The sequence below is a fragment of the Diaphorobacter sp. MNS-0 genome (assembly GCF_019602835.1).
Taxonomy (GTDB): Bacteria; Pseudomonadota; Gammaproteobacteria; order Burkholderiales; family Burkholderiaceae_C; genus Diaphorobacter; species Diaphorobacter nitroreducens.
The window spans coordinates 3,303,388-3,330,362 of record NZ_CP080761.1 but is presented as its reverse complement, the minus strand read 5'-3'; the positions used below and the strand labels follow the sequence as shown (position 1 = coordinate 3,330,362).

20 protein-coding genes and 1 tRNA gene are annotated in these 26,975 nt (G+C 64.4%); 7 read left to right on the top strand and 14 right to left on the bottom strand.

Annotation, left to right across the window (positions count from 1 at the left end):
- Positions 1-158: 158 nt before the first annotated feature.
- From K2L43_RS15845 to K2L43_RS15815, 7 genes are all read right to left on the bottom strand, one after another.
- Complete coding sequence (locus tag K2L43_RS15845; RefSeq protein ID WP_011806728.1) at positions 159-1,349, bottom strand: ribonucleotide-diphosphate reductase subunit beta; 1,191 nt, start codon at positions 1,347-1,349, stop codon at positions 159-161.
- Between the two features lie 138 nt (positions 1,350-1,487).
- Complete coding sequence (locus K2L43_RS15840; RefSeq protein WP_220637961.1) at positions 1,488-4,406, bottom strand: ribonucleoside-diphosphate reductase subunit alpha; 2,919 nt, start codon at positions 4,404-4,406, stop codon at positions 1,488-1,490.
- Between the two features lie 356 nt (positions 4,407-4,762).
- The gene (ampD, locus tag K2L43_RS15835) at positions 4,763-5,362 is read right to left on the bottom strand and encodes a 1,6-anhydro-N-acetylmuramyl-L-alanine amidase AmpD (RefSeq protein WP_220637960.1); all 600 of its coding nucleotides are present in this window, start codon (positions 5,360-5,362) and stop codon (positions 4,763-4,765) included.
- Positions 5,343-6,851, bottom strand: a complete 1,509-nt coding sequence (locus tag K2L43_RS15830; RefSeq protein ID WP_220637959.1) for a sigma-54 dependent transcriptional regulator — start codon at positions 6,849-6,851, stop codon at positions 5,343-5,345. The genes ampD and K2L43_RS15830 overlap by 20 nt, the downstream gene beginning before the upstream one ends.
- A gap of 15 nt (positions 6,852-6,866) precedes the next feature.
- On the bottom strand, positions 6,867-8,567 hold the full coding sequence (locus K2L43_RS15825; protein ID WP_220637958.1) for a PAS domain-containing sensor histidine kinase: 1,701 nt from the start codon (positions 8,565-8,567) through the stop codon (positions 6,867-6,869).
- Between the two features lie 4 nt (positions 8,568-8,571).
- A complete protein-coding gene (locus tag K2L43_RS15820; RefSeq protein WP_015914229.1) occupies positions 8,572-8,802 on the bottom strand; it encodes a PP0621 family protein in 231 nt (76 codons plus the stop codon).
- Positions 8,799-9,599 carry an inner membrane protein YpjD gene (locus K2L43_RS15815; RefSeq protein WP_172208452.1) on the bottom strand — a complete coding sequence of 267 codons (801 nt, stop codon included), beginning with the start codon at positions 9,597-9,599 and terminating at the stop codon, positions 8,799-8,801. The genes K2L43_RS15820 and K2L43_RS15815 overlap by 4 nt, the downstream gene beginning before the upstream one ends.
- 91 nt (positions 9,600-9,690) lie before the next feature.
- On the opposite strand from K2L43_RS15815, the gene ffh reads away from it, so the two are divergent.
- Positions 9,691-11,070, top strand: a complete 1,380-nt coding sequence (ffh, locus tag K2L43_RS15810; RefSeq protein ID WP_011806721.1) for a signal recognition particle protein — start codon at positions 9,691-9,693, stop codon at positions 11,068-11,070.
- A 121-nt stretch (positions 11,071-11,191) separates the two neighbouring features.
- Here ffh and miaB read toward each other — a convergent pair whose 3' ends face one another.
- From miaB to K2L43_RS15775, 7 genes are all read right to left on the bottom strand, one after another.
- Positions 11,192-12,538, bottom strand: coding sequence for a tRNA (N6-isopentenyl adenosine(37)-C2)-methylthiotransferase MiaB (miaB, locus tag K2L43_RS15805; RefSeq protein WP_088888371.1), 1,347 nt, complete (start codon positions 12,536-12,538; stop codon positions 11,192-11,194).
- Positions 12,539-12,675: 137 nt separating this feature from the next.
- Entirely contained in the window at positions 12,676-13,125 is a 450-nt protein-coding gene (locus K2L43_RS15800) for a hypothetical protein (protein WP_220637957.1), read from the bottom strand.
- A 102-nt stretch (positions 13,126-13,227) separates the two neighbouring features.
- A tRNA-Met gene (locus K2L43_RS15795) sits at positions 13,228-13,304 on the bottom strand.
- A gap of 26 nt (positions 13,305-13,330) precedes the next feature.
- Positions 13,331-14,110, bottom strand: a complete 780-nt coding sequence (locus tag K2L43_RS15790) for an enoyl-CoA hydratase (protein WP_015914224.1) — start codon at positions 14,108-14,110, stop codon at positions 13,331-13,333.
- Positions 14,111-14,160: 50 nt separating this feature from the next.
- Positions 14,161-15,942, bottom strand: coding sequence for a M61 family metallopeptidase (locus K2L43_RS15785; protein ID WP_220637956.1), 1,782 nt, complete (start codon positions 15,940-15,942; stop codon positions 14,161-14,163).
- 166 nt (positions 15,943-16,108) lie between these two features.
- A complete protein-coding gene (locus K2L43_RS15780; RefSeq protein WP_011806716.1) occupies positions 16,109-16,819 on the bottom strand; it encodes a DsbC family protein in 711 nt (236 codons plus the stop codon).
- Between the two features lie 42 nt (positions 16,820-16,861).
- On the bottom strand, positions 16,862-18,001 hold the full coding sequence (locus tag K2L43_RS15775) for an FAD-dependent monooxygenase (RefSeq protein WP_220637955.1): 1,140 nt from the start codon (positions 17,999-18,001) through the stop codon (positions 16,862-16,864).
- A gap of 101 nt (positions 18,002-18,102) precedes the next feature.
- Here K2L43_RS15775 and K2L43_RS15770 point away from each other — a divergent pair, with 101 nt between their 5' ends.
- From K2L43_RS15770 to K2L43_RS15745, 6 genes are all read left to right on the top strand, one after another.
- On the top strand, positions 18,103-18,972 hold the full coding sequence (locus K2L43_RS15770) for an MOSC domain-containing protein (protein WP_011806714.1): 870 nt from the start codon (positions 18,103-18,105) through the stop codon (positions 18,970-18,972).
- A gap of 121 nt (positions 18,973-19,093) precedes the next feature.
- The gene (ychF, locus tag K2L43_RS15765; protein WP_011806713.1) at positions 19,094-20,188 is read left to right on the top strand and encodes a redox-regulated ATPase YchF; all 1,095 of its coding nucleotides are present in this window, start codon (positions 19,094-19,096) and stop codon (positions 20,186-20,188) included.
- A gap of 196 nt (positions 20,189-20,384) precedes the next feature.
- A complete protein-coding gene (locus tag K2L43_RS15760) occupies positions 20,385-21,596 on the top strand; it encodes an integrase arm-type DNA-binding domain-containing protein (protein ID WP_220637954.1) in 1,212 nt (403 codons plus the stop codon).
- A 334-nt stretch (positions 21,597-21,930) separates the two neighbouring features.
- Positions 21,931-22,977 carry a Fic family protein gene (locus K2L43_RS15755; RefSeq protein WP_220637953.1) on the top strand — a complete coding sequence of 349 codons (1,047 nt, stop codon included), beginning with the start codon at positions 21,931-21,933 and terminating at the stop codon, positions 22,975-22,977.
- Between the two features lie 10 nt (positions 22,978-22,987).
- Positions 22,988-26,293: an SNF2-related protein gene (locus K2L43_RS15750; protein WP_220637952.1), complete on the top strand. Its 3,306-nt coding sequence runs from the start codon at positions 22,988-22,990 to the stop codon at positions 26,291-26,293.
- Positions 26,290-26,973 carry a DUF4391 domain-containing protein gene (locus K2L43_RS15745; protein ID WP_220637951.1) on the top strand — a complete coding sequence of 228 codons (684 nt, stop codon included), beginning with the start codon at positions 26,290-26,292 and terminating at the stop codon, positions 26,971-26,973. The genes K2L43_RS15750 and K2L43_RS15745 overlap by 4 nt, the downstream gene beginning before the upstream one ends.
- The last annotated feature ends 2 nt before the right edge of the window (positions 26,974-26,975 follow it).

Sequence of the window (26,975 nt, the reverse complement as noted above, 5' to 3'; positions counted from 1 at the left end):
GCAAAGAGCACCCCACGCCTGCATTGGGCGTGGAGCGATCCATGGCGACGACTGAATATGCGTCACCACGAATGCGGAAACGCCCCAAGGCCGCAGCGCCGAACGGTGCTGTGTGCGCGGAGCGTGGTTGAAAAATCATGGCCTGGTCTACGAAGATGTCAGTCCCAGGACAAGGCGCCGCCCGACTGGTACTCGATGACGCGCGTCTCGAAGAAGTTGCGTTCCTTCTTCAGATCAATCATCTCGCTCATCCAGGGGAACGGATTTTCTTCATTCGGAAAGAGCGCTTCCAGCCCGATCTGTGTGGCGCGGCGGTTCGCGATGTAGCGCAGGTAGCCTTTGAACATGGAGGCGTTCATACCCAGCACGCCACGCGGCATGGTGTCTTCGGCATAACGGTATTCCAGTTCCACTGCCTTGATGAACAGGGCCTTGATCTCGTCCTTGAACTCGGCCGTCCACAGATGTGGGTTTTCGAGCTTGAGCTGGTTGATCAGGTCGATGCCGAAGTTGCAGTGCATGGACTCGTCGCGCAGGATGTACTGGTACTGCTCGGCAGCGCCGGTCATCTTGTTCTGGCGGCCGAGTGCCAGGATTTGCGTGAAACCCACGTAGAAGAACAGACCTTCCATCAGGCACGCAAAAACGATCAGCGACTTGAGTAGTGTCTGGTCGCTCTCGGGTGTGCCGGTCGTGAAGCGCGGATCCATGATCGCTTCGATGAAGGGGATCAGGAACTCGTCCTTGTCGCGGATGGACTGGACCTCGTTGTAGGCATTGAAAATCTCGCCTTCGTCCAAGCCCAGTGACTCCACGATGTACTGGTACGCATGGGTGTGGATGGCTTCCTCGAACGCCTGGCGCAACAGGAACTGCCGGCATTCCGGCGCCGTGATGTGGCGGTAGGTGCCTAGAACGATGTTGTTGGCGGCCAGCGAGTCGGCCGTGACGAAGAAGCCCAGGTTGCGCTTGACGATGCGCCGCTCGTCCTCGGTGAGGCCGTTCGGGTCCTTCCAGAGTGCGATGTCCCGCGTCATGTTCACTTCCTGGGGCATCCAGTGATTGGCGCAGGTGGCGAGGTATTTCTCCCACGCCCACTTGTACTTGAACGGCACCAGCTGGTTGACGTCGGTCTGGCCATTGATGATGCGTTTGTCGACCGCAGACACGCGGCGGTGTTGGGGTGCTGCAGACGCGGTAGGGGCAGTGCGCGTCGAAGTGCTGGCGACGGACTGCAACACGGGTGCTTGGAAACCGTTTGGCGGAGGCTCCACAGGGCGGTCGTTGGAGTGACTGCCGTCCAAGAGTTTTTGCGATGAGGGCTTGACTTCGTCGTCCCAGGTGAGCATAGGTTTTCCAGTGGTCGGATTATGGAAGCAGTGCTTCAAAATGAAAAGCACCGAAGCGTTGCCGGGCGTGATCTGTTGCTTCACGACACATGCGAACGAGGCGACGGAGTGTCACGCTGCGCCCGCATGCGCACGGCATCACTGGCAGGCTTCGCAGCCGGGGTCGTCAATGGCGCAGAACTTCACGTCGGTCGCAGGGATGGCAGCAGCCTGTGCCTGCGCTGCAGCCACGGCAGCGTTCAATGCCGAGCTTGGTGCCATCGTTCCCTCCCCCGTGTCGCTTGCGCCAGACGCGACGGCATTGAGCTGGCGTGTGTTCACGGTACTCATCTCCACATGCGTCGCGCTCTGCGTGCGCAGGTAGTAAGTGGTCTTCAGACCGCGTATCCACGCAAGCTTGTATGTCTCGTCGAGCTTCTTGCCTGAGGCGCCGGCCATGTAGATGTTCAGGCTCTGCGCCTGGTCGATCCATTTCTGTCGACGCGCCGCCGCTTCGACGAGCCAGGTGGGAGCGACTTCAAAGGCCGTGGCATACAGTGCCTTGACGGTGAGGGGAACGCGGTCGATCGCGTGCAGCGACCCCTTGAAGTGCTTGAGGTCCATGAGCATCACGTCGTCCCACAGGCCCAGCTGCTTCAGGTCGCGCACCAGGTACTGGTTGATGACCGTGAACTCTCCCGAGAGGTTGGATTTGACGGAGAGATTGCCGAAGGAGGGCTCAATGGAGGCGTCCACGCCAACGATGTTAGAGATGGTGGCTGTGGGCGCAATGGCGATGCAGTTGGAGTTGCGCATGCCGTCTTGCGCGATCTTGGCGCGCAGCATGTCCCAGTCCAGACGCGTCGTACGGTCCACCTCCACGTACCCGCCACGTTCCTGCTGCAGCAATTGCAGTGAATCCAGCGGCAGGATGCCCTGGGACCACAGAGAGCCCTGGTAACTGGAGTATTGGCCCCGTTCTTGGGCGAGATCGGTTGAGGCCCAGTAGGCGTAATAGCAGAGAGCCTCCATGGAGGTGTCGGCAAACTCCACTGCGGCGTCGCTCGCGTAGGGGATGCGCAGTTCATACAGCGCGTCCTGGAACCCCATCAGGCCCAGGCCGACGGGGCGGTGGCGCAGGTTGGAATCCTTGGCCTTCTGTACGGCGTAGTAGTTGATGTCAATCACGTTGTCCAGCATGCGCATGGCCGTGCTCACGGTTTTGCGCAGCTTGTCGTGGTCGACGCCTCCGTCCTTGAGATGGCGCGCGAGGTTCACCGATCCCAGGTTGCACACGGCCGTCTCGGCATCGCTGGTGTTGAGCGTGATCTCGGTACAGAGATTGGAACTGTGCACTACGCCTACATGCTGCTGGGGAGAGCGGACGTTGCACGGGTCCTTGAAGGTGATCCAGGGATGGCCGGTCTCGAACAGCATGGACAGCATCTTGCGCCAGAGGTCGACGGCCGGTACGCGTTTGAACAGGGGCAACTCGCCGCTCTCGGCCTTGGCCTCGTAGGCGATGTAGGCTTTTTCGAAGGCCTGTCCGTACAGGTCGTGCAGGTCAGGGACATCCGAGGGGGAAAACAGTGTCCACAGGCCCTTTTCCATTACGCGTTTCATGAACAGGTCGGGAATCCAGTTGGCCGTGTTCATGTCGTGTGTGCGTCGCCGGTCGTCGCCGGTGTTCTTGCGCAGCTCCAGGAATTCTTCGATGTCCAGGTGCCAGCTTTCCAGGTAGGTGCAGACGGCACCCTTGCGCTTGCCGCCCTGGTTCACGGCCACGGCCGTGTCGTTGACCACCTTGAGGAACGGCACCACGCCTTGCGACTCGCCGTTCGTGCCCTTGATGCGTGCACCGAGGGCGCGTACGCGTGTCCAGTCGTTACCCAGGCCGCCCGCGAACTTGGACAGCAGGGCGTTTTCCTTGATGGATTCGTAGATGCCCTCCAGCTCGTCGGGCACCGTCGTCAGGTAGCAGCTGGACAGCTGCGAGCGCAATGTGCCGCTGTTGAACAGCGTGGGCGTGCTGCTCATGAAATCGAAGGAGCTGAGCAGTTCGTAGAACTCGATGGCGCGGGCGTTGCGGTCGTCCTCGCGCAGCGCCAGGCCCATGGCCACGCGCATGAAAAAGGTCTGAGGCAGCTCGATGCGCGTTTTGCGCACATGCAGGAAGTAGCGGTCGTACAGCGTCTGTAGGCCAAGATAGTCGAACTGCAGGTCGCGCTCGGCCTTCAGTGTGCTTCCCAGGCGCTGCAGGTCGAATTCCATCAGGCGCGGGTCGAGCAACTCGTTGTCCACGCCCTGGCGGATGAACTGTGGAAAATTTTCGGCGTAGGCCAGGGCCATGTCGGCGGGATTCACGTCGCGGCCTAACACCTCGCGCACGATGGTGTGCAGCAACAGTCGTGCCGTCGCGTAGGTGTAGCCGGGATCTTTCTCGATCAGGGTGCGCGCCGCGAGGATGGATGCCTTGTACACCTCGTCCATGGGTACGCCGTCGTACAGGTTGCGCATGGTCTCCGCGATGATGGGCGCGGCCTGGACGTCCGATCCCAGGCCCGTGCATGCGGCTTCTACCAGGCTCTGCAGGCGCAGAATGTCAAGCTCCACGCGCTGACCTTGGTCCTGTACATACAGGGCCGGCATCTGGGGTAGCAGTTGTTCCTTCTTCTGTGCGCGTTCTTGCGCGCGGCGCTCGCGGTAGAGCACGTAGGCGCGTGCCACCTCATGATGGCTGCCTCGCATCAAGCCCAGCTCCACCTGGTCCTGCACGTCCTCAATGTGGAACGTTCCTCCCGCGGGGCGCGAGCGCATCAGCGCGCGCACGACTGCCTGGGTCAGCTGATCCACCACTTCGCGCACGCTCGCCGAGGCTGCTCCCTGTGCCCCGTGAACGGCCAGGAATGCTTTCATCATCGCCACGGCGATTTTTTGCGGCTCGAAGGGCACCACGGCGCCGTTGCGGCGAATGATCTGGTAGTGCATCAGTGGATGGGCCCCGGTCGGCGTGGCTGACGGGGTGGCCCGTGCAGGCGATGGGGTGTCAACAGGAACGGATAGGGGCGCAGCGTGCATGGAGGTCCTCGGAGGTGTTCGGAGAAATGGCCAGGCGGACGGGTAGTCACCTTCGGCCGGCGAAACGGCGGCTTAGACTGTCGCCGCACACTATATCTAGTGTGTCTTGATGGTTCAAGACACTAGGGGTAGTGTATCCCCGTAAGAGGCTGGCGAGATCGTTTCGACGTGATTGAACGCCTGGGCCTTCTACTGCCGTCGCAGCCCCCGTAGGATCAGGCCCGCATCCGACGGCTTGAGCCATGGTGCGGCATGCTGGCCGATCTTGCGCGCAAACGCGCGTGCAACTTCATCCTGAGCAGTGAAGGCGAGGCGAAGGCGCAAAGTGCGGCAATGCGTCCAGGTGCCTGGGAGGATCAACACCCTGGCGGAAAAAGAACACCCGTGCCGGCGAAGGCTCCATGAAGTACACGCCAGTCAAACCCAGGGCCTGGGTCGTGTTTGCGTTCAGGGGCGATGTGCTCATGTCCTGCGATGTAGCGCACGGGGTAGCGCTGCCGCAGCGCCTTGCAAAGGGTCACAAGGGTGGCGTACTGCGCTTGCTCGAAGCTCCCACCTTCCAGCCCCTCGAGCTCAACGCCGATCGAGTCGTCGTTGCAGGCATCGCGCCCCCGGTAGTGGGAACGGCCCGCGTGCCAGGCGCGTCGGCCCACGTCCACGAACTGCCACAGCACACCTGCGCGCGTGATGAAGAAATGCGTCGACACTTCCAGGCCGCGAATCTGCTGGAAATAAGGATGGGCGTCCCAGTCCAGCTGGTTCATGAAAAGCCGGTGGACATGGTCCCCGCCAAACTGCCCGGGGGGAAGGCTGATGGAATGCACCACGATGAGGTCCACGCTGGCCTGCGGGGGGCGTGGCCCGTGGTTGGGCGAGTCCATGCGTCTCGCATTCGCGAACCAGCCGCCGTGCCAGGCAGGCCGCCGGGCCGCAGGCTCAGGGCTGCGCGTCGCCATGGCTGTCGCCGTCTTGCGGTACCTCGATGTGCAGCCGGGCAATCCGGTAACGGATCTGGCGCAGGCTGATGCCCAGGCGGGCTGCGGTGGCCGTGCGGTTGAAACCCGCCTCGCGCAGGGCGCGCACGAGTATTTCCCGTTCCTGCTGGTCGAGCCAGGCTTGCAGATCGTTGGGCAGGGGCATGCCTTCGCTGATGCCGGACCAACGAGGGGGCGCGTGTGGCTCAGCGGGCTGCGCGATGGCTGGTGCGGACGGTACGGGCTGCGGTAGGGGCAGCGGTGCCTCCACGGTGGAGGCTGGCGCGCTTTCAACGTGCAGCTCATGGCCATCGCTGAGGGCTACCGCGCGGTGCAGCAGGTTTTCCAGCTCGCGCACATTGCCGGTGAGCGGGTGCTGTGCGATGCACTGCAGCGCTTCCTCTGTCAAGTGGGGAACGGCCACCCCCGATTCTTGCTCGATACGGGCCAGCAAGGCCTCGCACAGCGCGGGCAGGTCCTCTCGCCGCTCGCGCAACGGTGGGATCAGCAGTTCGATGACATTCAGCCGGTAATACAGATCCTGGCGGAAGCGCCCCGCCTGCACGTCAGCGGCCAGGTCTCGGTGCGTGGCGCTGACGATGCGCACGTCCACGGCTTCTTCCTGCGTGGAGCCCAGGGGCCGTACCGTGCGCTCCTGGATCGCACGCAGCAGTTTGGATTGCATGGGCAGCGGCAGGTCGCCAATTTCGTCAAGGAACAGCGTGCCTCCACGGGCGGCCTGGAAGTAGCCCTCCCGGTCGTGCGTAGAGCCGGTGTAGGAACCCTTGCGCGCGCCAAAGAACTCTGCCTCCAGCAGGTTCTCGGGAATTGCGCCGCAGTTGACGGCGATCAGTGGGCCTTCGGAGCGCTGGCTGCTGGCATGCAGCGCGCGGGCCACCAGTTCCTTGCCCGTGCCTGACTCGCCACGCACCAGCACGGGGGCCATGCTGCGCGCCACCTTGGCGATGCGCTGCTTCACATTGCGCATGGCTTCGGAGTCGCCGATCAGGCGATCCAGCACAGGATCTTGCATGTCCGGCCACTGCGTGACATTGCGTGCGCCGGGGCGGGTGGCTTTGGGCGCCGCCAGTACGGCGCCAATACCCTGCACCGCCGAGGCCACCACGGCACGGAATTGCTTCAGGTCCACGGGCTTGGTCAGGTAGTCGAACGCGCCCGCGCGCAGCGCCTCCACCGCGTTCTCGGCCGATCCATAGGCCGTCATGACCACGCAGCGTTCACGCCGCTGCTGGCTGCGCAGGTCGTGCAGCAAGTCCATGCCGAAGCCGTCGGGCAGCCGCATGTCGGTGATCACGACGTCGAACTTCTGCGTCTGCAGCTGTTGGCGCGCGTCGTCCACGCTGGCGGCGGTCTCCACGCGGTAGCCTTCGCGCAGCAGGGTCAGCTCATAGAGGGTGCGCAGATCGGGTTCGTCATCAACGACAAGAATGGAGGCGGTGGATGCATTCATGGTCTGTGGGCCGTGTCAGACCACGATTGTGTCAAACAGTGATGCGCTGTCCGTAGGGCGCGAAAGGCTGCGGAAGGTCACAGTGAAGGCGTTTCCCGCCACCTCGCCGCGCGCCAGGCTGCGTGTGGAGCGCTGGTGACCGATGTCCGCCCCGTGGCGCTGGCACAGCTCGCGGCAGATGTACAAGCCCAGCCCGCTGGAGCGGCTTTCGGATGAGAAGAAAGGCTCGAACAGATGCCGCTCCACCGATTTGTCCAGCGGTGCGCCATCGCTCCACACCTGCACGCCGGCCTTCCCGCCGGGGGTGGCGCGCGTCGCGAGGCACAGCGAATCGGGTTCGGGTCCCTTGTAGCGCAATGCGTTGTCCAGCAGGTTCACTAGCACACGCCGCAGGTGCTCGGCGTCGAACTCCACCTGCGCCGAGCCCGCGTCCAGTACCAGTTGCCCCTGGCGGCGTGCGGGGTCCTGCGCCGTCCAGTCGTTCCACACCTGCTGCACCGTGGCATCCAGTGCCACGGTGGAGGAGCTGGCCTGGTGGATCTGGTGCTGCACGCGCGCAATGTCCAGTACGTCCTCCGTGATGCGCACCAGCCGGTCGGCGTTTTGACGCACCATGTGTGTCAGGCGCTTCTGTGTGGGGTCGTCCAGGTCTTCTTCCAGCAGTTCGTTGGCCTGCACGATCGCTGCCAGCGGGTTGCGGATCTCATGTGCCACGGCGGCCGACATGCGCCCCATGGCGGCCAGCTTCTCGGTGCGCAGGCGCGCTTCCATTTCGCGCAGGTCGTGCAGGAACATCACGCACAGCGGCTCCCCCGGAGAGTCGTCCGGGGCGTCCTGCGTGTGGGTGAGCCATGCGCGCACGCGCAGGGCCATGGGGATCTGACCATCGTGCAGGACGTTGACATCGGCATGCTGGGGACGCTCCATCTGGAAAGTGGCGCACGCCAGATCCATGAGGGGTTTGAAGGCCGCCGTGTGCGTGAGCGTCAGGGAGGAATCTCCGGAGATCTTGTGGCCGAGCATCAGCAATGCCGCGGGGTTGGCCAGGCGGACCTGGCCATGCAGGTCCAGCACCAGCACGCCATCGGCCACGTGCTGCATCACCAGGGCACTGACCGCGCGGTGGGTGCGCGCATCCATCTGGCTGCGCCGGGCCATCTGCTGCTCGCTGGTGAGCTTGGCGGCCAGCAGGTGCACCAGATAGGCGACGATGAAGTAGCCGGTGCCTGTCAACGCCGCCTGCAGGTAGCGCTGCGTGCCGTCTCCGGCGCCGCCGTATGTGCCCAGCCACCAGGCCCAGGCCAGCAGCAGCAGCGTGGCGCCGGCCGTGGTTGCCAGAGCCAGTGTCAAGGATCCCAGCACGCCTGCCATCAGGACCGGAAGTCCGAACAACGGCGTGAAATTCAAGCCGCCCGACTGCTGCAGCGCCTGCAGCACGCTGACCAGCAACAGATCCAGCCCGATGGACGGCAACCACTGGATGCCGGGCCGCGGATCAGGGACGGCGCCGTGCCCCCACACCCGCAGCGCCACCGTGGCCACCAGGTAGCCCAGGCAGATGCTGAACAGCAGCGGTTCGCCGGCCTGGTTGAGTGCAATGCCCAGCAACTGCAGCAGCAGCAGCGCCAGCGCCACCATCACGCGCGCTGTGAGGAAGGCATTCCACAGGCGATGAAAGGGCGGGGGAGAGGCGGCGGCTGCCAGCTTGGAGGGCATCGGCTCAGGCGGGCCCACGGTCCCGGTGGGCGGTGCTGCAGTACATATGCGCCCCCCCGGGCACGGCATCGCCACGTGGCAGGTGCACGCCGCAGTGGGCGCAGCGCACCATGTCCTGTGGCGGTGCGATGGACGGGCGCTGGGTGTTGCCTTGCCGCGGCGCAGACGCACGGCGCTGCGCGCGCCACACTGCGTAGACCACGGCCAGCACAGCGAACAGGACCAGGTATTTCATGCCGCCCGCCCCAGCACCACTTCCATCACGAAGCGCGAGCCCACGTAGGCCAGCAGCAGCAGTGCCGTGCCTGCATACAGCACGCGCACGGCGCTGCGGCCGCGCCAGCCAAAGCGCGAGCGGCCCAGCAGCAGCACTGCGAATGTGATCCAGGCCAGCAGCGAGAACACGGCCTTGTGGTCCCACAGCCAGGCGCGGCCGTAGAGCTGCTCGCTGAACAGCCAGCCCGCCACCAGCGTGGCCGAGAGCAGCACAAAGCCCGCCGTCACGAAGCGGAACGTGAGCCGCTCCAGCGTCAGCAGCGGCATGCCGCTGTGCGAATCGGCTGCCAGGCGCATCTGGCGCTCGGCACGGCTCATGAGCCAGGCGTGCACCACCGCTGCTGCAAACAGGCCATAGCATGCAATGCCCAGCGTGAGGTGCAGCGGCAGCCAGGGCGAGGCGGATACGTGCAGTGGCCGGCCCGGAAACAGCGCCGCCACCAACACGGCCGCGCCGCCCAGTGCGCACAGCACCCAGCGCGCGCGCATCTGCGGAAACAGCTGCCGCTCAACGGCGTAGGTGGTCAGTACCAGCCAGGCCGTCATCGACAAGGCAGCGGCAAAGCCGAAATGCGGCGTGCTGCCCAGCAGGCCCCAGACCAGCGCGGCGCCATGCAGCGTCCAGGCAGGGGCCATGATGGCCAGTTGGCCGCGGCCTGTGGAGGTGCGCGGCGCCAGGGTTGCCGCCAGCGCGTAGGCGGCCGCGGTGGCCAGGGCGAGCAGCCAGCCGAGCGGGGAAGCACTGGGTAAAATCATGGGTTCGCAGTTTAGCCTTTCGCCCCTGGTCGTCGGGGCTGTGCCATCGGCCGGCATTACGCCCGGGCCGGTGCATCTGGAGCATTTGGCCATGGCCTCCGCACTCACCGAAAAACTCACCCGTCTCGTCAAGGAGATGCGCGGCCAGGCCCGCATCACCGAAGCCAACGTGCAGGACATGCTGCGCGAGGTGCGCATGGCCCTGCTGGAGGCCGACGTGGCGCTGCCCGTGGTGCGCGACTTCATCGCCCGCGTGAAGGAAAAAGCCCTGGGTCAGGAGGTGCTGGGCAGCCTGAAGCCCGGCCAGGCGCTGGTGGGCATCGTGAACAAGGAGCTGGCCGCGACCATGGGCGAGGGCGTGGCGGACATCAACCTCAACGCGCAGCCGCCGGCGGTGATCCTGATGGCCGGCCTGCAGGGTGCGGGCAAGACCACCACCACGGCCAAGCTGGCCAAGCACCTGATCGAAAAGCGCAAGAAGAAGGTGCTGACCGTCTCGGGCGACGTGTACCGCCCCGCCGCCATCGAGCAGCTCAAGACCGTGACCAAGCAGGCCGGCGCCGAGTGGTTCCCCAGCACGCCCGACCAGAAGCCGCGCGACATCGCCCTTGGAGCGCTGGACTACGCCAAGAAGCACTTCTTCGACGTGCTGCTGGTAGACACCGCCGGCCGCCTGGCCATCGACGAGGTGCTGATGCAGGAAATCAAGGACCTGCATGCCGTGCTGAACCCGGTGGAGACGCTGTTTGTCGTCGATGCCATGCAGGGCCAGGACGCGGTGAACACCGCCAAGGCTTTCAAGGAAGCGCTGCCGCTCACGGGCATCGTGCTCACCAAGCTGGACGGTGACTCGCGCGGCGGTGCGGCGCTGTCGGTGCGCCAGGTGACGGGCGCGCCGATCAAGTTTGCCGGCGTGTCCGAGAAGATCGACGGCCTGGAGGTGTTCGACGCCGAGCGCCACGCGGGCCGCATCCTGGGCATGGGCGACATCGTCGCGCTGGTCGAGCAGGTCACGGCCGGCGTGGACATGGAGGCGGCGCAAAAGCTCGCCGCCAAGGTCAAGAGCGGCGACGGGTTCGATCTGAACGACTTCCTGGCCCAGTTGCAGCAGATGAAGCAGATGGGCGGCCTGTCCAGCCTCATGGACAAGCTGCCCGCGCAGCTCACGGCCAAGGCCGGTCAGGTGGACATGGACAAGGCCGAGCGCGACATCCGCCGCAAGGAGGGCATCATCTGCAGCATGACGGCGCTGGAGCGCCGCAAGCCCGAGCTCATCAAGGCCACACGCAAGAAGCGCATCGCCCAGGGCGCCGGCGTGCAGGTGCAGGAGGTCAACCGCCTGCTCAACGAGTTCGAGCAGATGCAGGGCATGATGAAGAAGATGAAGGGCGGCGGCCTCATGAAGCTCATGAAGAAGATGGGCGGCATGAAGGGCGGCCTGCCGGGCATCGGAGGCATGCCGCGGTTCTGAACAGGGGAGCGGTGACCGCTCCTATAAATAGAGCTGCTCGCGCTGGTATTTCAAGGGTTTCAGGCGAAAAACCATCGGAAATCCAGAGGTAGCAAGCGCTGGTAGCTATGGTTTTTGAGGGTCATCCGACCGCGGTCGTGACCTCGCCCATCACCACCTCGCCGCGCAGCGTGTAGGTACGCGCCTCGGTGATCTTCACGTCGATCATCTGGCCGATCAGCCGCTCGTGGCCGGGGAAGTTGACCACGCGGTTGCATTCGGTGCGGCCCATCAGCTCGCTGCCGTCGCGCTTGGATACGCCCTCCACCAGCAGACGCTGCACCGTGCCCACGCGCTCCTGGCTGATCTCCAGGATGTTGCGGTTGATCACGGCCTGCAACTCCTGCAGGCGGCGCAGTTTCACCTCATGCGGCGTGTCGTCGTGCAGGTTGGCGGCGGGCGTGCCGGGGCGCGGGCTGAAGATGAAGCTGAAGGAATTGTCGAAGCGCACGTCGTCGATCAGCTTCATCATCTTCTGGAAGTCTTCCTCGGTCTCGCCCGGGAAGCCCACGATGAAGTCGCTGCTCATCGCCATGTCGGGGCGGATGGCGCGCAGCTTGCGGATGGTGCTCTTGTATTCCATGGCCGTGTAGCCACGCTTCATGGCCATCAGGATGCGGTCGCTGCCGTGCTGCACGGGCAGGTGCAGGTGGCTCACCAGCTTCGGGATCTTGGCGTAGGCCTCGATCAGGCGCGGCGTGAACTCGTTGGGATGGCTGGTGGTGAAGCGGATGCGCTCGATACCGGGGATTTCGGCCACGTACTCCAGCAGCAGCGCAAAGTCGGCTTTCTCCGCCGTGTCGCCCATGGCGCCCAGATAGGCGTTCACGTTCTGGCCCAGCAGCGTGACTTCGCGCACGCCCTGGTCGGCCAGGCCGGCCACTTCCACCAGCACGTCCTCGAACGGGCGGCTGACCTCTTCGCCGCGCGTGTAGGGCACCACGCAGTAGCTGCAGTACTTGGAGCAACCTTCCATGATCGACACGAACGCGCTGGCGCCCTCCACGCGCGCGGGCGGCAGGTGGTCGAACTTCTCGATCTCAGGGAAGGAAATATCCACCTGCGGCCTGGCCTTGGCGGCACGGGCGTTGAGCAGATCGGGCAGGCGGTGCAGCGTCTGCGGGCCGAAGACCACATCCACGAACGGGGCGCGCTTGATGATCTCCTCGCCCTCCTGGCTGGCCACGCAGCCGCCCACGCCGATGAGCACGCCCTTGTCCTTGAGGTGCTTGACGCGGCCGAGGTCGCTGAACACCTTCTCCTGCGCTTTCTCGCGCACCGAGCAGGTGTTGAACAGGATCAGGTCGGCTTGCTCCGGGTCGTCGGTGGGCTCATAGCCCTGGGCGGCGCCCAGCACATCGGCCATCTTGTCCGAGTCGTACTCGTTCATTTGGCAGCCGAAGGTCTTGATGAAAACTTTCTTGGACATGGCTTGTGTCTCTTCAATCTCGCGAAAGACCAGCCGCCGCGGCGCAGGCGGCAGCGGGGCGGTTGCGGGCTGGCCAGCGGGGCCGGCGAAACGCGAACGCGCGCCGGGCTTCAGCGCGGTGGATCAGCGCGGGTGTGTCAGCGCAGCGCGGCGGGCTTGGTGTCCCACTCGAAACGCACGTTGGTTTCCGTGTCGCTGCCCTTGCGGGGCAAGGCGGCCTCGGCGGGCGTGAGGATCCAGGCGGTGAGCAGCATGCCCGTGCTGGCCTCGGTCACGTAGTTCACCTTCAGGGGCTTGCCCTGCACGGTGTGGGTCATGACCAGCGCGTTCTGCGGGCTGAACAGGCGCATGCCCGGCGCCACCTGGATGGCATTGCCGTTGAGCAGGGCCGTCGTGCGGTCTTGGAAGTTCAGCGTGCCGCGCAGCGCATTGGCGGGGAAGGTGCGAGCAAGGCCGGTGGCCGCCACCGCCTGGGCCCTGGCGGCCGTGGGCGCGGTGCCGCCCAGCAGTGCCAGGCATGCGAGGGACGCCAGCCAGGCGCCGCGGGTGCGGGTGGACGCGAAGGTGCGGGTGTTGCAGCGATTCATGGTGTACATCCAGGGGCTGAAACGAAAATTCTAGTGGCAGGCGCCGGCCCGCCACGCGGCTAAAGAAAAACCCGCAGCACCTGGGGCGCTGCGGGTTGTATCTGGTGGTGGTACCGGGACTTGAACCTGGGACATCAGCATTATGAATGCTGCGCTCTAACCAACTGAGCTATACCACCGAAGCCGCGAATTATAGAACAAAAATTTATTGGTGCGTGAAGACTGCTGCGCGCTTGTTCACGAAGGCGTCCATGCCTTCCTTCTGGTCCTGGGTGGCGAACAGCGCATGGAACAGGCGGCGCTCGAACATCACGCCATCGCTCAAAGTCCCTTCGAACGCGCGGTTCACCGATTCCTTGGCGGCCATCACGGCGATCTGCGAGAAACCGCTGATGACGAGGGCCGCGCCCAGGGCTTCTTCCATCAGCTTGTCCAGCGGCACCACGCGGCTGACGAGGCCGGAGCGCTCGGCTTCCGTGGCGTCCATCATGCGGCCGGTGAGGGCCATGTCCATGGCCTTGGCCTTGCCCACGGCGCGCGGCAGGCGCTGCGTGCCGCCGGCGCCGGGGATCACGCCCAGCTTGATTTCGGGCTGTCCGAACTTGGCATTGTCGGCCGCGATGATGAAGTCGCACATCATCGCCAGCTCGCAGCCGCCGCCCAAGGCGTAGCCGCTCACCGCCGCGATGACGGGCTTGCGGATGCTGCGGATCTGCTCCCAGTTGCGCGTGATGTAGTCACCCTTGTAGGCATCGGCAAAGCTGTACTTGGCCATGGCGCCGATGTCGGCGCCCGCGGCGAAGGCCTTCTCGCTGCCCGTCAGGATGATGCAGCCGATCTTCTCGTCGGCGTCGAACGCCTTGAGGGCCTCGCCCAGCTCGGTCATGAGCTGGTCGTTGAGCGCGTTGAGCTGCTTGGGACGGGCGAGCGTGATGATGCCGACCTTGTCCGCTTCGGTGCGGACTTCGATGCATTCGTAGGCCAAGGTGATCTCCTGTTTGTAGTGGGTGGGATGCCGGGAATATACCCAAGCCTTCATGCCTGAGGACCCGGCTGGGCCGGCCCCAGCCAGCGCTGGGCCGCGGCGGCGTCCTGCACGTCCAGGCGCACCGTGTCAGAGGCCGCGCCGGCGCCTGGCAGAGTGAGCGCCAGGCGCATCAGACGCTGGTCGCGCGCCACCAGGGCCGTGATCTGGGTGGCGCTGGCGGCGTACAGCGGCACATCGTCCAACTTGTGCAGGCGCCAGGCCTGGCCCGGCGTTTCCAGCGCCAGCCATTCGTCGCCGGCCATGAAGCCGGCCGCCTCTGCCGCACCGCCGCGCAGCACGGTCTTGATGTGCACGCCGTGGTTCTCGTTCACGCGCAGGCCCAGGCGCTGGGCGATCTGCGCGGGCTCCGCCTGCAGCCGGATGCCATGGGCGGCCAGCAGCTCGGCCAGCGGCAGCTCCGCCGTGCCGTGCGCCCACTGCCCGATCTCGCCGGACCAGTCGCGCCCCGACAACTCCTGCAAAACGGCCAGCAGGTCGGCCTCGGCCATGGGGCCGCCGCCCGTGCGCTGCCACAACGCGCGCATCACGTCGTCCAGCGTGGTGCGGCCTTCGCGGCGCAGCGCGAGGTCCAGGCACAGGCCCACCAGCGCGCCCTTGGTGTAGTAGCTCACGGTGCTGTTGGGCGTGTTCTCATCCTGGCGGTAGTACTTGACCCAGGCGTCGAAGCTGGCCTGCGCCACCGACTGCACCTGGCGGCCCGGCGTCTGCAGCATCTGGTTGATGTTCTTGGTCAACAGACGCAGGTAGGTGGCGTGGTCCACCAGGCCCGCGCGGCGCAGCAGCAGGTCGTCGTAATAGCTGGTGAAGCCTTCGAAAAACCACAGCAGCTCGGTGTAGTTCTCGCGCGTGTAGTCGTAGCGCGCGAATTCGGCGGGGCGCAGGCGCTTGACGTTCCAGGTGTGGAAGTACTCATGGCTGATGAGGCCGAGCAGGGTGGTGTAGCCCTCGGGCGTGGCGGCCTCGCCCACGCGCGGCAGGTCGCGCCGGCCGCAGATGAGGGCGGTGGAGTTGCCGTGTTCCAGCCCGCCGTAGCCGTCGTGCACCACGTTGAGCAGGAACACATAGCGTGTGAACGGCGGCTGCTGCGCGCCATGCCAAAAGCGGATGGCCTCCTCGCAGATGCGTTGCACGTCGCGCAGCAGGCGCTCGCCATCCAACGACGGCGCGGCGCCGGCCACCACCAGCTGGTGCGTCACGCCGCAGGCGGTGAACTGGGCGCTCCAGAACGGGCCCATCTCCACGGGGCAGTCGACCAGTTCGTCATAGTTGCGTGCGCGGTACAGCCCGAAGCCGGACGGGGCGACCTCCACCGGCTCCAGCCCCGTGGCCAGCGACCAGCCGGCCAGCGCGGGCGGGCACGCGACCTCCAGCGTGTGCGGCGCCTCCTCTTGCCCGTGCACGCGCAGGCACAGGCTGGTGCCGTTGAAGAAGCCCCGCGTGGCGTCCAGCCAGGCGGTGCGCACCGAGGTGTCGTAGGCGGCCACCTCGTAATTCAGCACCAGCGGCGTGCCCGCCGTGCACTGCGCGCGCCAGCGGTGCTTGTCCAGCTGCTGCAGGGGCACGGGGGCGCCGCCCTGCTGCGCCTGCAGCGACTGCAGGTTCTTGGAGAACTCGCGCACCAGGTAGCTGCCCGGAATCCACACCGGCAGCGACAGCTCCTGCTGCGCCGCCGGCACCGCCACGGTGAGCGTGACGCGGTACAGGTGGGCGTGGGTCTGCGAGGGGTCGATGCGGTAGTGGACGGCGGCGGTGCTGGCGGCAAAAGACATGGCGGAATGCAGCGAGAGGGGTGATGTCAAAAAAAATAGCTGCTTGCGCTTACTACACAAGGGTTTCAATATGAAATGTATTGAAAGTCCTCAGTGAGCAAGCGCTAGCAGCTCTCATATTTGCAGCGCATGCGATGAAGGATGCGCGGTGGGCGGCAGTGGCGCCTTACTTCCCGGCAGCGGCCAGGCGCTTTTCCACGTCCTGCGCGCCGATGGCGCCGGGCACGCGCGAGCCGTCCGCAAAGATCAGCGTGGGCGTGCCGGTGATCTTGTGCTTGCGCCCGAACGCCAGGTTGCGCTGCAGCGCTGCCGTGTCGCAGCTGGCCGCTGCGGGCGTCTTGTCGCGCAGCATGTGGTCGTCCCACGCGGCCGCGCGGTCCTTGGCGCACCAGATGTTGCGCGACTTCTCGGCCGAGTCCGGGCTGAGGATGGGGTAGAGGAACAGGTACACCGTCACGTTGTCCACGTTCTGCATGTCCTTCTCGAAGCGCTTGCAGTAGCCGCAGTTCGGGTCCTCGAACACCGCCAGCTTGCGCTCGCCGTTGCCGCGCACCAGGGTGAAGGCGTCCTGCAGCGGCAGGGCCTTGAAGTCCACCGCCGTCAGCTTGTTGATGCGGTCCTCGGTGAGGTTGCGCCGCGCCTTGGTGTCGATCAGCTCGCCCTGGATCAGGTAGTTGCCCTGGGCGTCGGTGTAGAACAGGTCGGTGCCGATGCGCACCTCGTACAGCCCCTTCATGGGCGTGGAGCGCACTTCGTCGATCTGCTGCAGCTGCGGGATGCGCTCGGCCAGCGCCTTGCGGATCGCTGCGTCCTGTGCCGATGCGTTCAGGCCCAGGCACAGGGCAGTGGCGGCCAGCAAGGTGGGGAGGAGTTTCATTGCGTTGGTTTCCGTTCTACTCAGAAAAAGGGGCTCGTCGTATCAGTCAGCGCCCATGGCCTGGCGCGCCACCCAGGCCTTGAGCGGGCCGCTGCGCTCGAAGCCCTTCATGCCCCAGTTGCGCAGCGCGGCCAGCGCGCCCTCGCGCCGGGTGAAGAGTTGCTGCAGGCCGTCCATGGCCATGCCCATCGGCAGCAGCGCGGCCTTGCGTTCGCGCTCGTAGCTGCGCAGCAGGCGCAGATCGCCCACGCTGCGCCAGGCCGCGCGCTCGTGCAGCACACGCGCCAGCGTGCGCGCGTCGCCCAGGCCCAGGTTCAGGCCCTGGCCGGCCAGGGGGTGCACGTTGTGTGCGGCGTCGCCGGCCAGTGCCCAGCTGCGGCGCGCACCCAGGGCGGGCTGGCCGGGCAGGGCGCCGCACCAGCGGCGCGCCTGGGCCTGCTGCAGCGGCCAGCTGGCGCGCGGGCCCGCGAGCTGCAAAGCGCCCAGCGCATCGCGGCTGGCTTCGCGCAGGCGCTGGGTGAAGCTGCCCTCGTCGGCCTGCAGCCAGTGCGGAGCCTGCTCCTGCGGCACCGACCACACCACGGCCACGGCGCGCCCCTGGGCGCCGTCCAGCGGCAAGAAGGCGAGGATGCTGCCGTCGGGCAAGAACCACTGGCGCGCCACCTGGCCGTGGGGCCGCTCGCACACCAGCCGCGTGGCGATCGCGTGCTGGGCGTAGGGGGTGATGTCGAATTCGGCACCGAACTCGGCGCGCGTGCGGCTGGCGCGGCCTTCGCACACCACGGTGAGCGCGGCGTCCACGGGCGCGGCGACCGGCTCCACCAGCGGCTGAAAGCGCACGGCATCTGCCAGGCGCGCCTCCAGCGCGGGCACGTCCACGATCCAGGCCAGCGCGTCGTGGCCCTGCTGGGCCGCATCAAAGCGCACCTGGCCGTCCTGGTCGGCGTGCACCTGCATCTGCAGCACGGCCGTCGCATGCTGCGCGTCGGGCCAGCCGCGCACGGATTCCAGCAGCGCGCGCGAGGCGGCGTTGAGCGCGTAGGCGCGCACGTCGCCGTCGGAGGGGGCGCCCTCCGGCGGGCCCACCAGCGCCACGCGCAGGCGGTCGCGCGCCAGCAAGAGTGCCAAGGTGCGGCCCACCACGCCCGCGCCGCGGATACATACGTCAAATGTCTGCGCCATCCCGGGATTGTAGGAGCCGCGCTACGCCCCTGCGCCGGGTGGGGCGGCGGCACAATCGCGGGCCAATCCCCTCATCCATCGCCAGCGACAGGAGCAGCAGCGTGAGCTTTCGTGCAGACCATGATTTGACCGGTACCGTGGCCCGGCTGTTCATCCATCCCGTGAAGTCCTGCGCGGGCATCGAGGTGCAGCAGGCTCTGCTGACCGATACCGGGCTGGACCTGGACCGCGCCTGGATGGTGGTCGACGCGCAGGGCGTGTTCCTGTCGCAGCGCACGCTGCCGCGCATGGCGCTGATTCGCCCGCAGTTGCGCAGCGACGACCTGGTGCTGCGCGCGCCCGGCATGCTGGCGCTGCATGTGGCGCTGGACCGGGTGGAGCAGCCGGCCACCGTGCAGGTGTGGGACGACACCGTGCCCGCCTGGGACATGGGCGACCTGGCCGCGCAGTGGTTTTCGGACTTTTTGGGGCTGCGCTGCCGGCTGGTGCGGTTTGACCCGGAGCACCGCCGGCTGTCCAGTCTGCGGTGGACCGGCGGCATCGAGGCGCCCACCCAGTTCGCGGACGGCTTTCCGCTGCTGGTGGCGAGCCAGGGGTCGCTGGACGGCCTCAACGAGCGGCTGCTGGCCGCGGGCGAGGGGGCGGTGGGCATGGAGCGCTTTCGGCCCAACCTGGTGATTGCCGGGGTCGAGGCGCACGACGAAGACCGCATCGACGAGCTGTTCATCGGCACGGGCGAAGGCGAGGTGCGGCTGCAGCTCGTCAAGCCGTGCACGCGCTGCCCCATCCCCAACATCGACCCCGCCACGGCCGAGAGCACCCCGGCCGTCAGCACGGCCCTGCGCCGTTACCGCCAGGACCCGCGCATGGACGGCGCGATCACCTTCGCCATGAATGCCATCGTGCGCGAGGGCACGGGCACGGTGCTGCGCGTGGGCCAGCCCGTGGCGGCCAACCTGCGGTTCGACTGAGGGGGCCCTGCGGGGGGAGCCCGGCGAGGGGAGCGCCTGCGGGGCATTGGCGCGCGCGCTTCGCTTCATACCCCTCCCGTAAAATGGCGGGTTTGTCTCCCGAACCTACGAAAGCCCTGCCATGAGCCTGAAATGCGGCATCGTGGGCCTGCCCAACGTCGGCAAGTCCACCCTCTTTAACGCCCTCACCAAGGCCGGCATTGCCGCCGAGAACTACCCTTTTTGCACCATCGAGCCCAACACTGGCGTGGTGGAGGTGCCCGATCCGCGCCTGCAGCAGCTGGCAGAGATCATCAATCCCGAGCGCATCGTGCCCGCCATCGTCGAGTTCGTGGACATCGCGGGCCTGGTGGCCGGTGCCTCCAAGGGCGAAGGCCTGGGCAACCAGTTCTTGGCGCACATCCGCGAGACCGATGCCATCGTCAACGTGGTGCGTTGCTTCGAGGACCCGAACGTGATCCACGTGGCCGGCCGCGTGGACCCCATCGCCGACATCGAGGTCATCCAGACCGAGCTGTGCCTGGCCGACCTGGCCACCGTCGAGAAGGCCCTGCAGCGCTACAGCAAGGCGGCCAAGAGCGGCAACGACAAGGAAGCCGCCAAGCTGGTGCAACTGCTCACGCCCATCCAGGCTGCGCTGGATGAGGGCAAGCCGGCGCGCACCGTGCCCGTGTCCAAGGAAGACGCGCCGCTGCTCAAGCAGTTCTGCCTGATCACCGCCAAGCCGGCGATGTTCGTGGGCAACGTGGCCGAGGACGGCTTCGAGAACAACCCCCTGCTGGACAAGCTCAAGGCCTATGCCGAGGCCCAGGGCGCGCCCGTGGTCGCCATCTGCGCCAAGATCGAAGCCGAGATGGCCGAGATGGGCGACGAGGACCGCGACATGTTCCTGCAGGAAATGGGGCTGGAGGAGCCGGGCCTGAACCGCCTGATCCGCGCGGGCTTCAAGCTGCTCGGCCTGCAGACCTACTTCACGGCCGGCGTGAAGGAAGTGCGCGCCTGGACCATCCACGTGGGCGACACCGCGCCGCAGGCGGCCGGCGTGATCCACGGCGACTTCGAGCGCGGCTTCATCCGCGCGCAGACCATCGCGTTCGAGGATTTCATCCAGTACAAGGGCGAGCAGGGCGCCAAGGACGCGGGCAAGATGCGCGCCGAAGGCAAGGAATACGTCGTCAAGGACGGCGACGTGATGAACTTCCTGTTCAACGTCTGACGATTTTTGCTGGATCTCGGTGGCGTTCAGTAGCGCTTGGCGGACAGATTGGCCCGTTTCAAATCAATGGGTTACATAAACAATACGGTCTGCTGAGCGTTCCTATTGTTCATCGAGGTCTGAAAAAATCGGGGGTAGCGTTGGGGGTACCCGTGTTCAACCGTGGGGGTACATCTCCCCGCAGTGGAGTCCAACGATGCCCGAGAATCTACTCACTGATGCCAAGGTCAAGGCAGCCAAACCAACTGATCGAGACTGGAAACTTTCAGACGGCGGGGGCCTGTTCCTGCTGGTCAAGCCCACCGGCGGCAAGCTCTGGCGGTGGAAGTACCGGATGCAAGGCAAGGAGAACCTCTTTGCCATTGGCGGCTTTCCTCAAGTAAGTCTTGCAGAGGCGCGAGCGGTTCGAGAGAAGGCCCGCGCCTTGGTCAAGCAAGGCATTCATCCTGCCCATGAACGGCAGCAGGTCAAGCAGCGCAACCTTGAAGCGCTGGAGGAACGCAAGCGCGCAAAGGAAAGCTCGTTCGCCAAGGTGGCACAGGCGTACTTGGCCGAGATCAAGCCAGTCTTTGCGCTCAGCTCCTACCGCACGAAAGAGTCCCGCATCAGGAAGTACCTGTCGCCGAAGTTTGACGGGATGCCGATGAGCGATATCGGCGTGAAGCAGATTCGTCCGCTGTTGGAAGAGTGCAAGGCCCATGGCGCATGGGCGGCCATTCACGTCAAAGGTGATCTTTCGGCGATCTTCGAGTTTGCGGTGGTGCGTGGCCTGGTAGAGGCCAATCCAATTCCCAGTCTTCGCGGGCTGCTGCGCGTGCCGTTCAGCGAGAGCAAGGCGGCGATGACGCGAGAGCAAATCCAGAAGTTCTATCAGGAGTTGCGCGGCTACCGGGGTTATCCGGAAACCTCTTTGTGTCTGCGGTTGATTGCTCTGACCGCCTGCCGTCCAGGGGAAGCGGCGGATGCCGAGTGGGACGAGTTCGACTTTGAGGATGCGCTGTGGCGTCGGCCTGCGGCGAAGATGAAGGCGCGGCGTGACCATGTCAGCCCGTTGTCTGTGCAGGCTATTGCCGTGCTGAAGGATTTGCAGTGCATCACGGGCGGTGGCCGCTATCTGTTCCCACACCGGAGCGGCAAGGGCTTCACCACGCCCAATCGGCTGACCTACGCCATGCGCGACATGAACCTGGGCCGGGGCACAACGCCGCATTGCTGGCGGACGACCTTTTCGACCTGGGCCAATGAGAACGGGTACCGGCCTGATGCAATTGAGCGGCAGCTTGCCCACGCGGAAAGCAACAAGGTCCGGGCGACGTACAACAAGGCGCTGCTGCTGGATCAGAGAAGGACGCTGTTGCAGGACTGGGCGGACTATCTGGGTGCTGCGGAGGGCAGCGGCACAGCATAGAGACGGTTTGGCCGGGTATCGCAGCAGCGAGTGGGCAGAGCGGCCTTTTCCTTTTCTGGATAGGCCTGTTGCCCTTGAGTGCCGTTCCCTTGCCGTTTGCCTTTGCCCTGAGTTGGGCCTGGAAATGGGGTAAGCAATGGGGAAAATAGGGTAATTGTGAAATTATTGCCCTTTTTAGGCATTTCCTTCCTGATCGGCCATGCCGGCCCCTCGCGATCGGGCCTACGTTCAGGAAATGGGGTAATCAAACACATTTAATGAGGTATTTTTAGAGACAATGCCCCATTTAATGGCTATGATTACCCCCATTTAGACAGCCTGGGCTTACATTTACATGCACTCGCTCACACCCGAGTACCTTGCCGCGCTTCGCTTCGATGGCACCCAGGCCGCCACGTTGCGCACACTGGGCGAGTACCAGGGCAAGCAGCAACTCTACGCCGCGCAGTCGCCCGAAGCCCTCAAGGGCCTGCGCCAGATCGCGGTGGTGGAGTCCACCGAGTCATCCAACCGACTGGAAGGCGTTGTCGTCGCACCCTCGCGGTTGAAGTCTCTGGTCATCCGCAACGCAACGCCAAAGAGCCGTTCCGAACAGGAGATCGCCGGCTACCGTGACGCCCTGGAGCTGATCCACGAATCGGCCGCGCACATGCCCTTCAGTGAGGGCGTAGTGCTGCAACTGCACACCCTGCTGTACCGCTATATGCCGCAGGCGGGCGGGCGCTGGAAGGCTACCAACAATGACATCATCGAGCGTCACCCGGACGGCACTTCGCGTCTGCGCTTCCAGCCAGTCGCAGCGCACCTGACGCCGATGGTCATGGGCGATCTGTCCGGGCGCTACGCCACCGCGCTGGATCAGCACCTGGCCGACCCGTTGGTACTGGTGCCGCTGGCGATGCTCGACTTCCTGTGCATCCACCCTTTCCCGGACGGCAACGGTCGCATGTCCCGCTTGCTGACCCTGCTGCTGCTCTACCACTTCGACTATGCCGTGGGTCGCTACATCAGTTTGGAACGCATCTTCGAAGATACCAAGGAAGGCTATTACGAAACGCTGGAAGCCAGCTCGCTGGGTTGGCACCAGGGGCAGCACGACGTCAAGCCCTGGCTCGACTACTTCTGGGGTGCCTTGCTACGGGCCTATCGTGAGTTCGAGGAGCGTGTCGGGACCATCGAGCGAGGCCGTGGCAGCAAGGGCGACCGGGTACGCGCAGACGTCTTGGGTCGCAGTCTGCCGTTTTCGATTTCCGAGGTTGAAGAAGCCTGCCCAGGCGTGAGCCGGGATATGGTGCGGTTGGTGCTGCGGGCGATGAAGTCAGAGGGATTGATCGAATCGACCGGCAAGGGGCGAGGGGCGAAATGGATCAAGCGAGCGTAAGAGGAGCACGATGGAACTGATCGACAACATCAGCCGCTTGCTAGGCGACGATCTTAAGCAGACTCTCAGGACCGGCGCGCGCCTGAAGATCGCAGCCTCGTGCTTTTCAATGTATGCCTACGAGGCCTTGAAGTCCGAACTGGAAAAGATCGATGAACTGGACTTTATCTTCACCTCTCCCACCTTTGTGGCCGACGAAGTCACAGACAAGATCCGCAAGGAACGCCGCGAGTTCCACATCCCCAAGCTGGAGCGGGAGCGCAGCCTCTACGGCAGCGAGTTTGAAATCCAATTGCGCAACCAACTCACCCAGAGGGCGGTTGCCCGTGAATGCGCCGACTGGCTACGACGCAAGGCCAAATTCAGAAGCAATCGCAGCAAAGCGCCGATGCAGCAGTTCGCCTGCGTGCAGTCAGGCGGCACTGACACGGCTTATATGCCGCTACATGGCTTTACCGCCGTCGATCTGGGCTACCAACAGGGCAATGCCGTGTCCAACTTGGTCAACAAGATGGACGAACCCAGTTTCACGGCCACCTACCTGAGCCTGTTCGATCAAATCTGGAACGACCCGGAAAAGCTGGAAGACGTCACGGCCCAAATCTGCGATCACATCGCCTCGGTCTATCAGGAAAACGCGCCCGAGAGCATCTATTTCCTGGTGCTCTACAACATCTTCAACGAGTTCCTCGACGATATCGACGAAGACGTTCTGCCCAACGACCGCACCGGCTATCAGGACACGCTGATCTGGAACAAGCTCTTCAACTACCAGAAGGACGCAGTCACCGGCATCATCAACAAGCTGGAGACCTACAGCGGCTGCATCCTTGCCGACAGCGTCGGCCTTGGCAAGACCTTCACCGCGCTGGCCGTGGTCAAGTATTACGAACTGCGCAACAAGTCCGTCTTGGTGTTGTGCCCCAAGAAGCTGGCCGACAACTGGCTCAACTACAACCGCAACCTCAAGACCAACATCTTCGGCCGCGACCGGTTCAACTACGACGTCCTCTGCCACACGGATCTGTCCCGCACCAGCGGCGAGTCCTTCGGTACGCCGCTGAACCGGATCAACTGGGGCAACTACGACCTCGTCGTCATCGACGAATCGCACAACTTTCGCAACAACGACGCCTACAAGGATAAGGAAACCCGCTACCAGAAGCTGATGCGCAAGGTGATCCAGGAAGGGGTCAAGACCAAGGTACTGATGTTGTCGGCCACGCCAGTCAACAACCGCTTTACCGACTTGCGCAACCAACTGGCCCTGGCCTACGAAGGCGACTCCGAAAACCTCACAAAAAAACTGCGCACGGACAGAAGCGTTGAGGAAATTTTCAGAGGCGCACAAGCAGCCTTCAATGCGTGGTCGAAGCTCCCACCGGAAGAACGTACCGCGCGTGCGATCCTCGACTCACTGGACTTCGACTTCTTCGAGCTGCTCGACAGCGTCACCATCGCACGCTCGCGCAAGCACATTCAGACCTTCTACGACACCAGTGACAACGGTCAATTTCCGGAACGCCGCAAACCGCTGTCGTTTCACTGCCCGTTGACCGAGCGGTCGGACGTGTTGGGCTTCAACGAAATTTTCGAGCAACTCTCCCTGCTCAAGCTGGCCGTGTATGCGCCCATCAGCTACATCCTGCCAAGCCGTCTGAAGAAGTACGAGGAGATCTACGACACCAAGGTCGGCGGCAAGGGCACGCTGCGCCAAGCCGACCGCGAAAAGAGCCTGCAGGCCCTGATGACGGTCAACCTGCTCAAACGGCTTGAAAGTTCGGTGCAGTCGTTCCGGCTAACGCTGCAATCGCTGCGGGCCAACAACGAAGCCACCCTCGCAAAGATCGCCGCGTTCAACCAATCCGGTGGTGCGGCGACGGTGGGTGATCTCACGGAAGTGCTGGAAGGGCTGGATGCCGAGGACGACGACCTGCCGATGCCCGGTGGCGAAGGCAGTGAAATCGGCGGCAAGATCAAGATCAGCCTCGCCGACATGGACTTGCCATCCTGGGAGCACGAACTCAAGGTTGACTTGCAGGTTATCGACGCTCTGCTGGCCTCGATGAACAAGATCACCCCGCAGGACGACGCCAAGTTGCAGCACCTCAAGGCGCAACTGCTCGGCAAGATCGACAACCCCATCAACCCCGGCAACAAGAAGGTGCTGATCTTCACCGCATTTGCCGACACCGCCGATTACCTGTACGCCAATCTTGCGCCGGAGCTGCTGGCCAGGCACGCCATCCATACCGCCAAGGTCACCGGCAAGGGCGCACCACAGTCCACCCTCAAGAGCGGCACACACAAGCGCAGCTACGACTTCCAGGAACTGCTCACCCTGTTCTCCCCTCGCTCGAAAGAGAAGGCTGTAGTGCTGCCGGACGAGCCGCACGAAGTCGATCTGCTGATCGGCACCGACTGCATTTCCGAAGGCCAGAACCTGCAGGACTGCGACTACCTGATCAACTACGACATCCACTGGAACCCGGTGCGGATCATCCAGCGCTTTGGTCGGGTGGATCGTATCGGCTCGCCCAACACCAGCATCCAGCTTGTCAACTACTGGCCCGACATCTCGCTCGACGAGTACATCAACCTCAAGGAGCGCGTCGAGAGTCGGATGATGATCGCCGACGTTACCGCCACCGGCGACGACAACGTGCTGTCTGCGCAGGCCAACGACGTGTCGTACCGCAAGGAACAACTGCGCCGCTTGCAGGAAGAAGTCATCGAGCTGGAGGATTTGAAGACCGGTGTCTCCATCACCGATCTGGGCCTGAACGACTTCCGCATGGACTTGCTCAACTACGTCAAAGCCCACGGCGAACTGAACAATGCACCCAACGGTATGCACGCCGTGGTGCCCGCCAAATCTGAGATGGGGCTGCATCCTGGGGTGATCTTCACGCTGCGCAATCGCGCTCTTTCTTCAGAGGCGGGCGGGATCAACCTCAACCAGCACAACCGCCTGCACCCCTACTACCTCGTCTACATCAACCGCGAGGGCGAGGTCATCCACGACCATACCGAGGTCAAGCGCCTGCTTGATCTTGTACGCACCTGCTGCAAAGGACAGGACAAGCCCATTGTGGACGTGTGCCAGCGCTTCAATCAGGAAACGGCGGATGGCCGCCGGATGCAGCCGTACTCCGACCTGTTGGGCAAGTCCATCCGTTCGATGATCGAGGTAAAGGAAGAAAAGGATTTGGACAGCCTGTTCAGCGGTGGCAAGACCACGGCGCTGACTAACACCATCTCGGGCCTGGACGACTTCGAACTCATCAGCTTCCTCGTGATTCAGGAGGCTGGATGAGTCAAGGAGCGACCACACAAAAACCAGCGCTGATCGCCTACCCCAAACAAGCTGCTTTCGGACGCGTTCTGCCCAAGAATAAAATCTATGAGCACAGCGGGGCCAACACCCGGCTGAAGGAACTGTTCGTCGAGCAGGTCGAGCAGATCGTCTGGCAGTACAAGCTCGCCCCGGAGACGATCAACCTGCCTGCGCGCCTTGGCGTGCCGGAGATTCAGGTTTTCAGCATCCAGCTCAAAACGCCGGAACTGCACGCCGATGTGCTGCGCTGCATCGACGGGGCCATCCCGTTCCCCATTGTGTTCGAACTGACTTTCGACGGCAGAACGCAGGTTGTCGCCGCCTACAAGCGCCCGAACGAAGCCGACGCCAGCCGTTGGGTGCTCTCGGACTACTTTGCATCGGACTGGCTGCCAATGGATAGCGAACGCACTGTGATGCCCGTGGCCTTGCATCTGGGCGGCCTGTACGAGCAATTGCTGCACCGCTTGATCCCGCTGTTAGCGCGGCCACGGGAAACACTGGCCGAGCTGGTGGCGCGTGTCGAACAGGCACAAGCCAAGCAGCGCGAACTGGATAAGACCACGGCGCGGCTGGCCAAGGAAAAACAGTTCAACCGCAAGGTGGCAATCAATGCCGAACTGCGGAAGCTGAGAACCGAGCTGAACGGGTTAAAGTAACC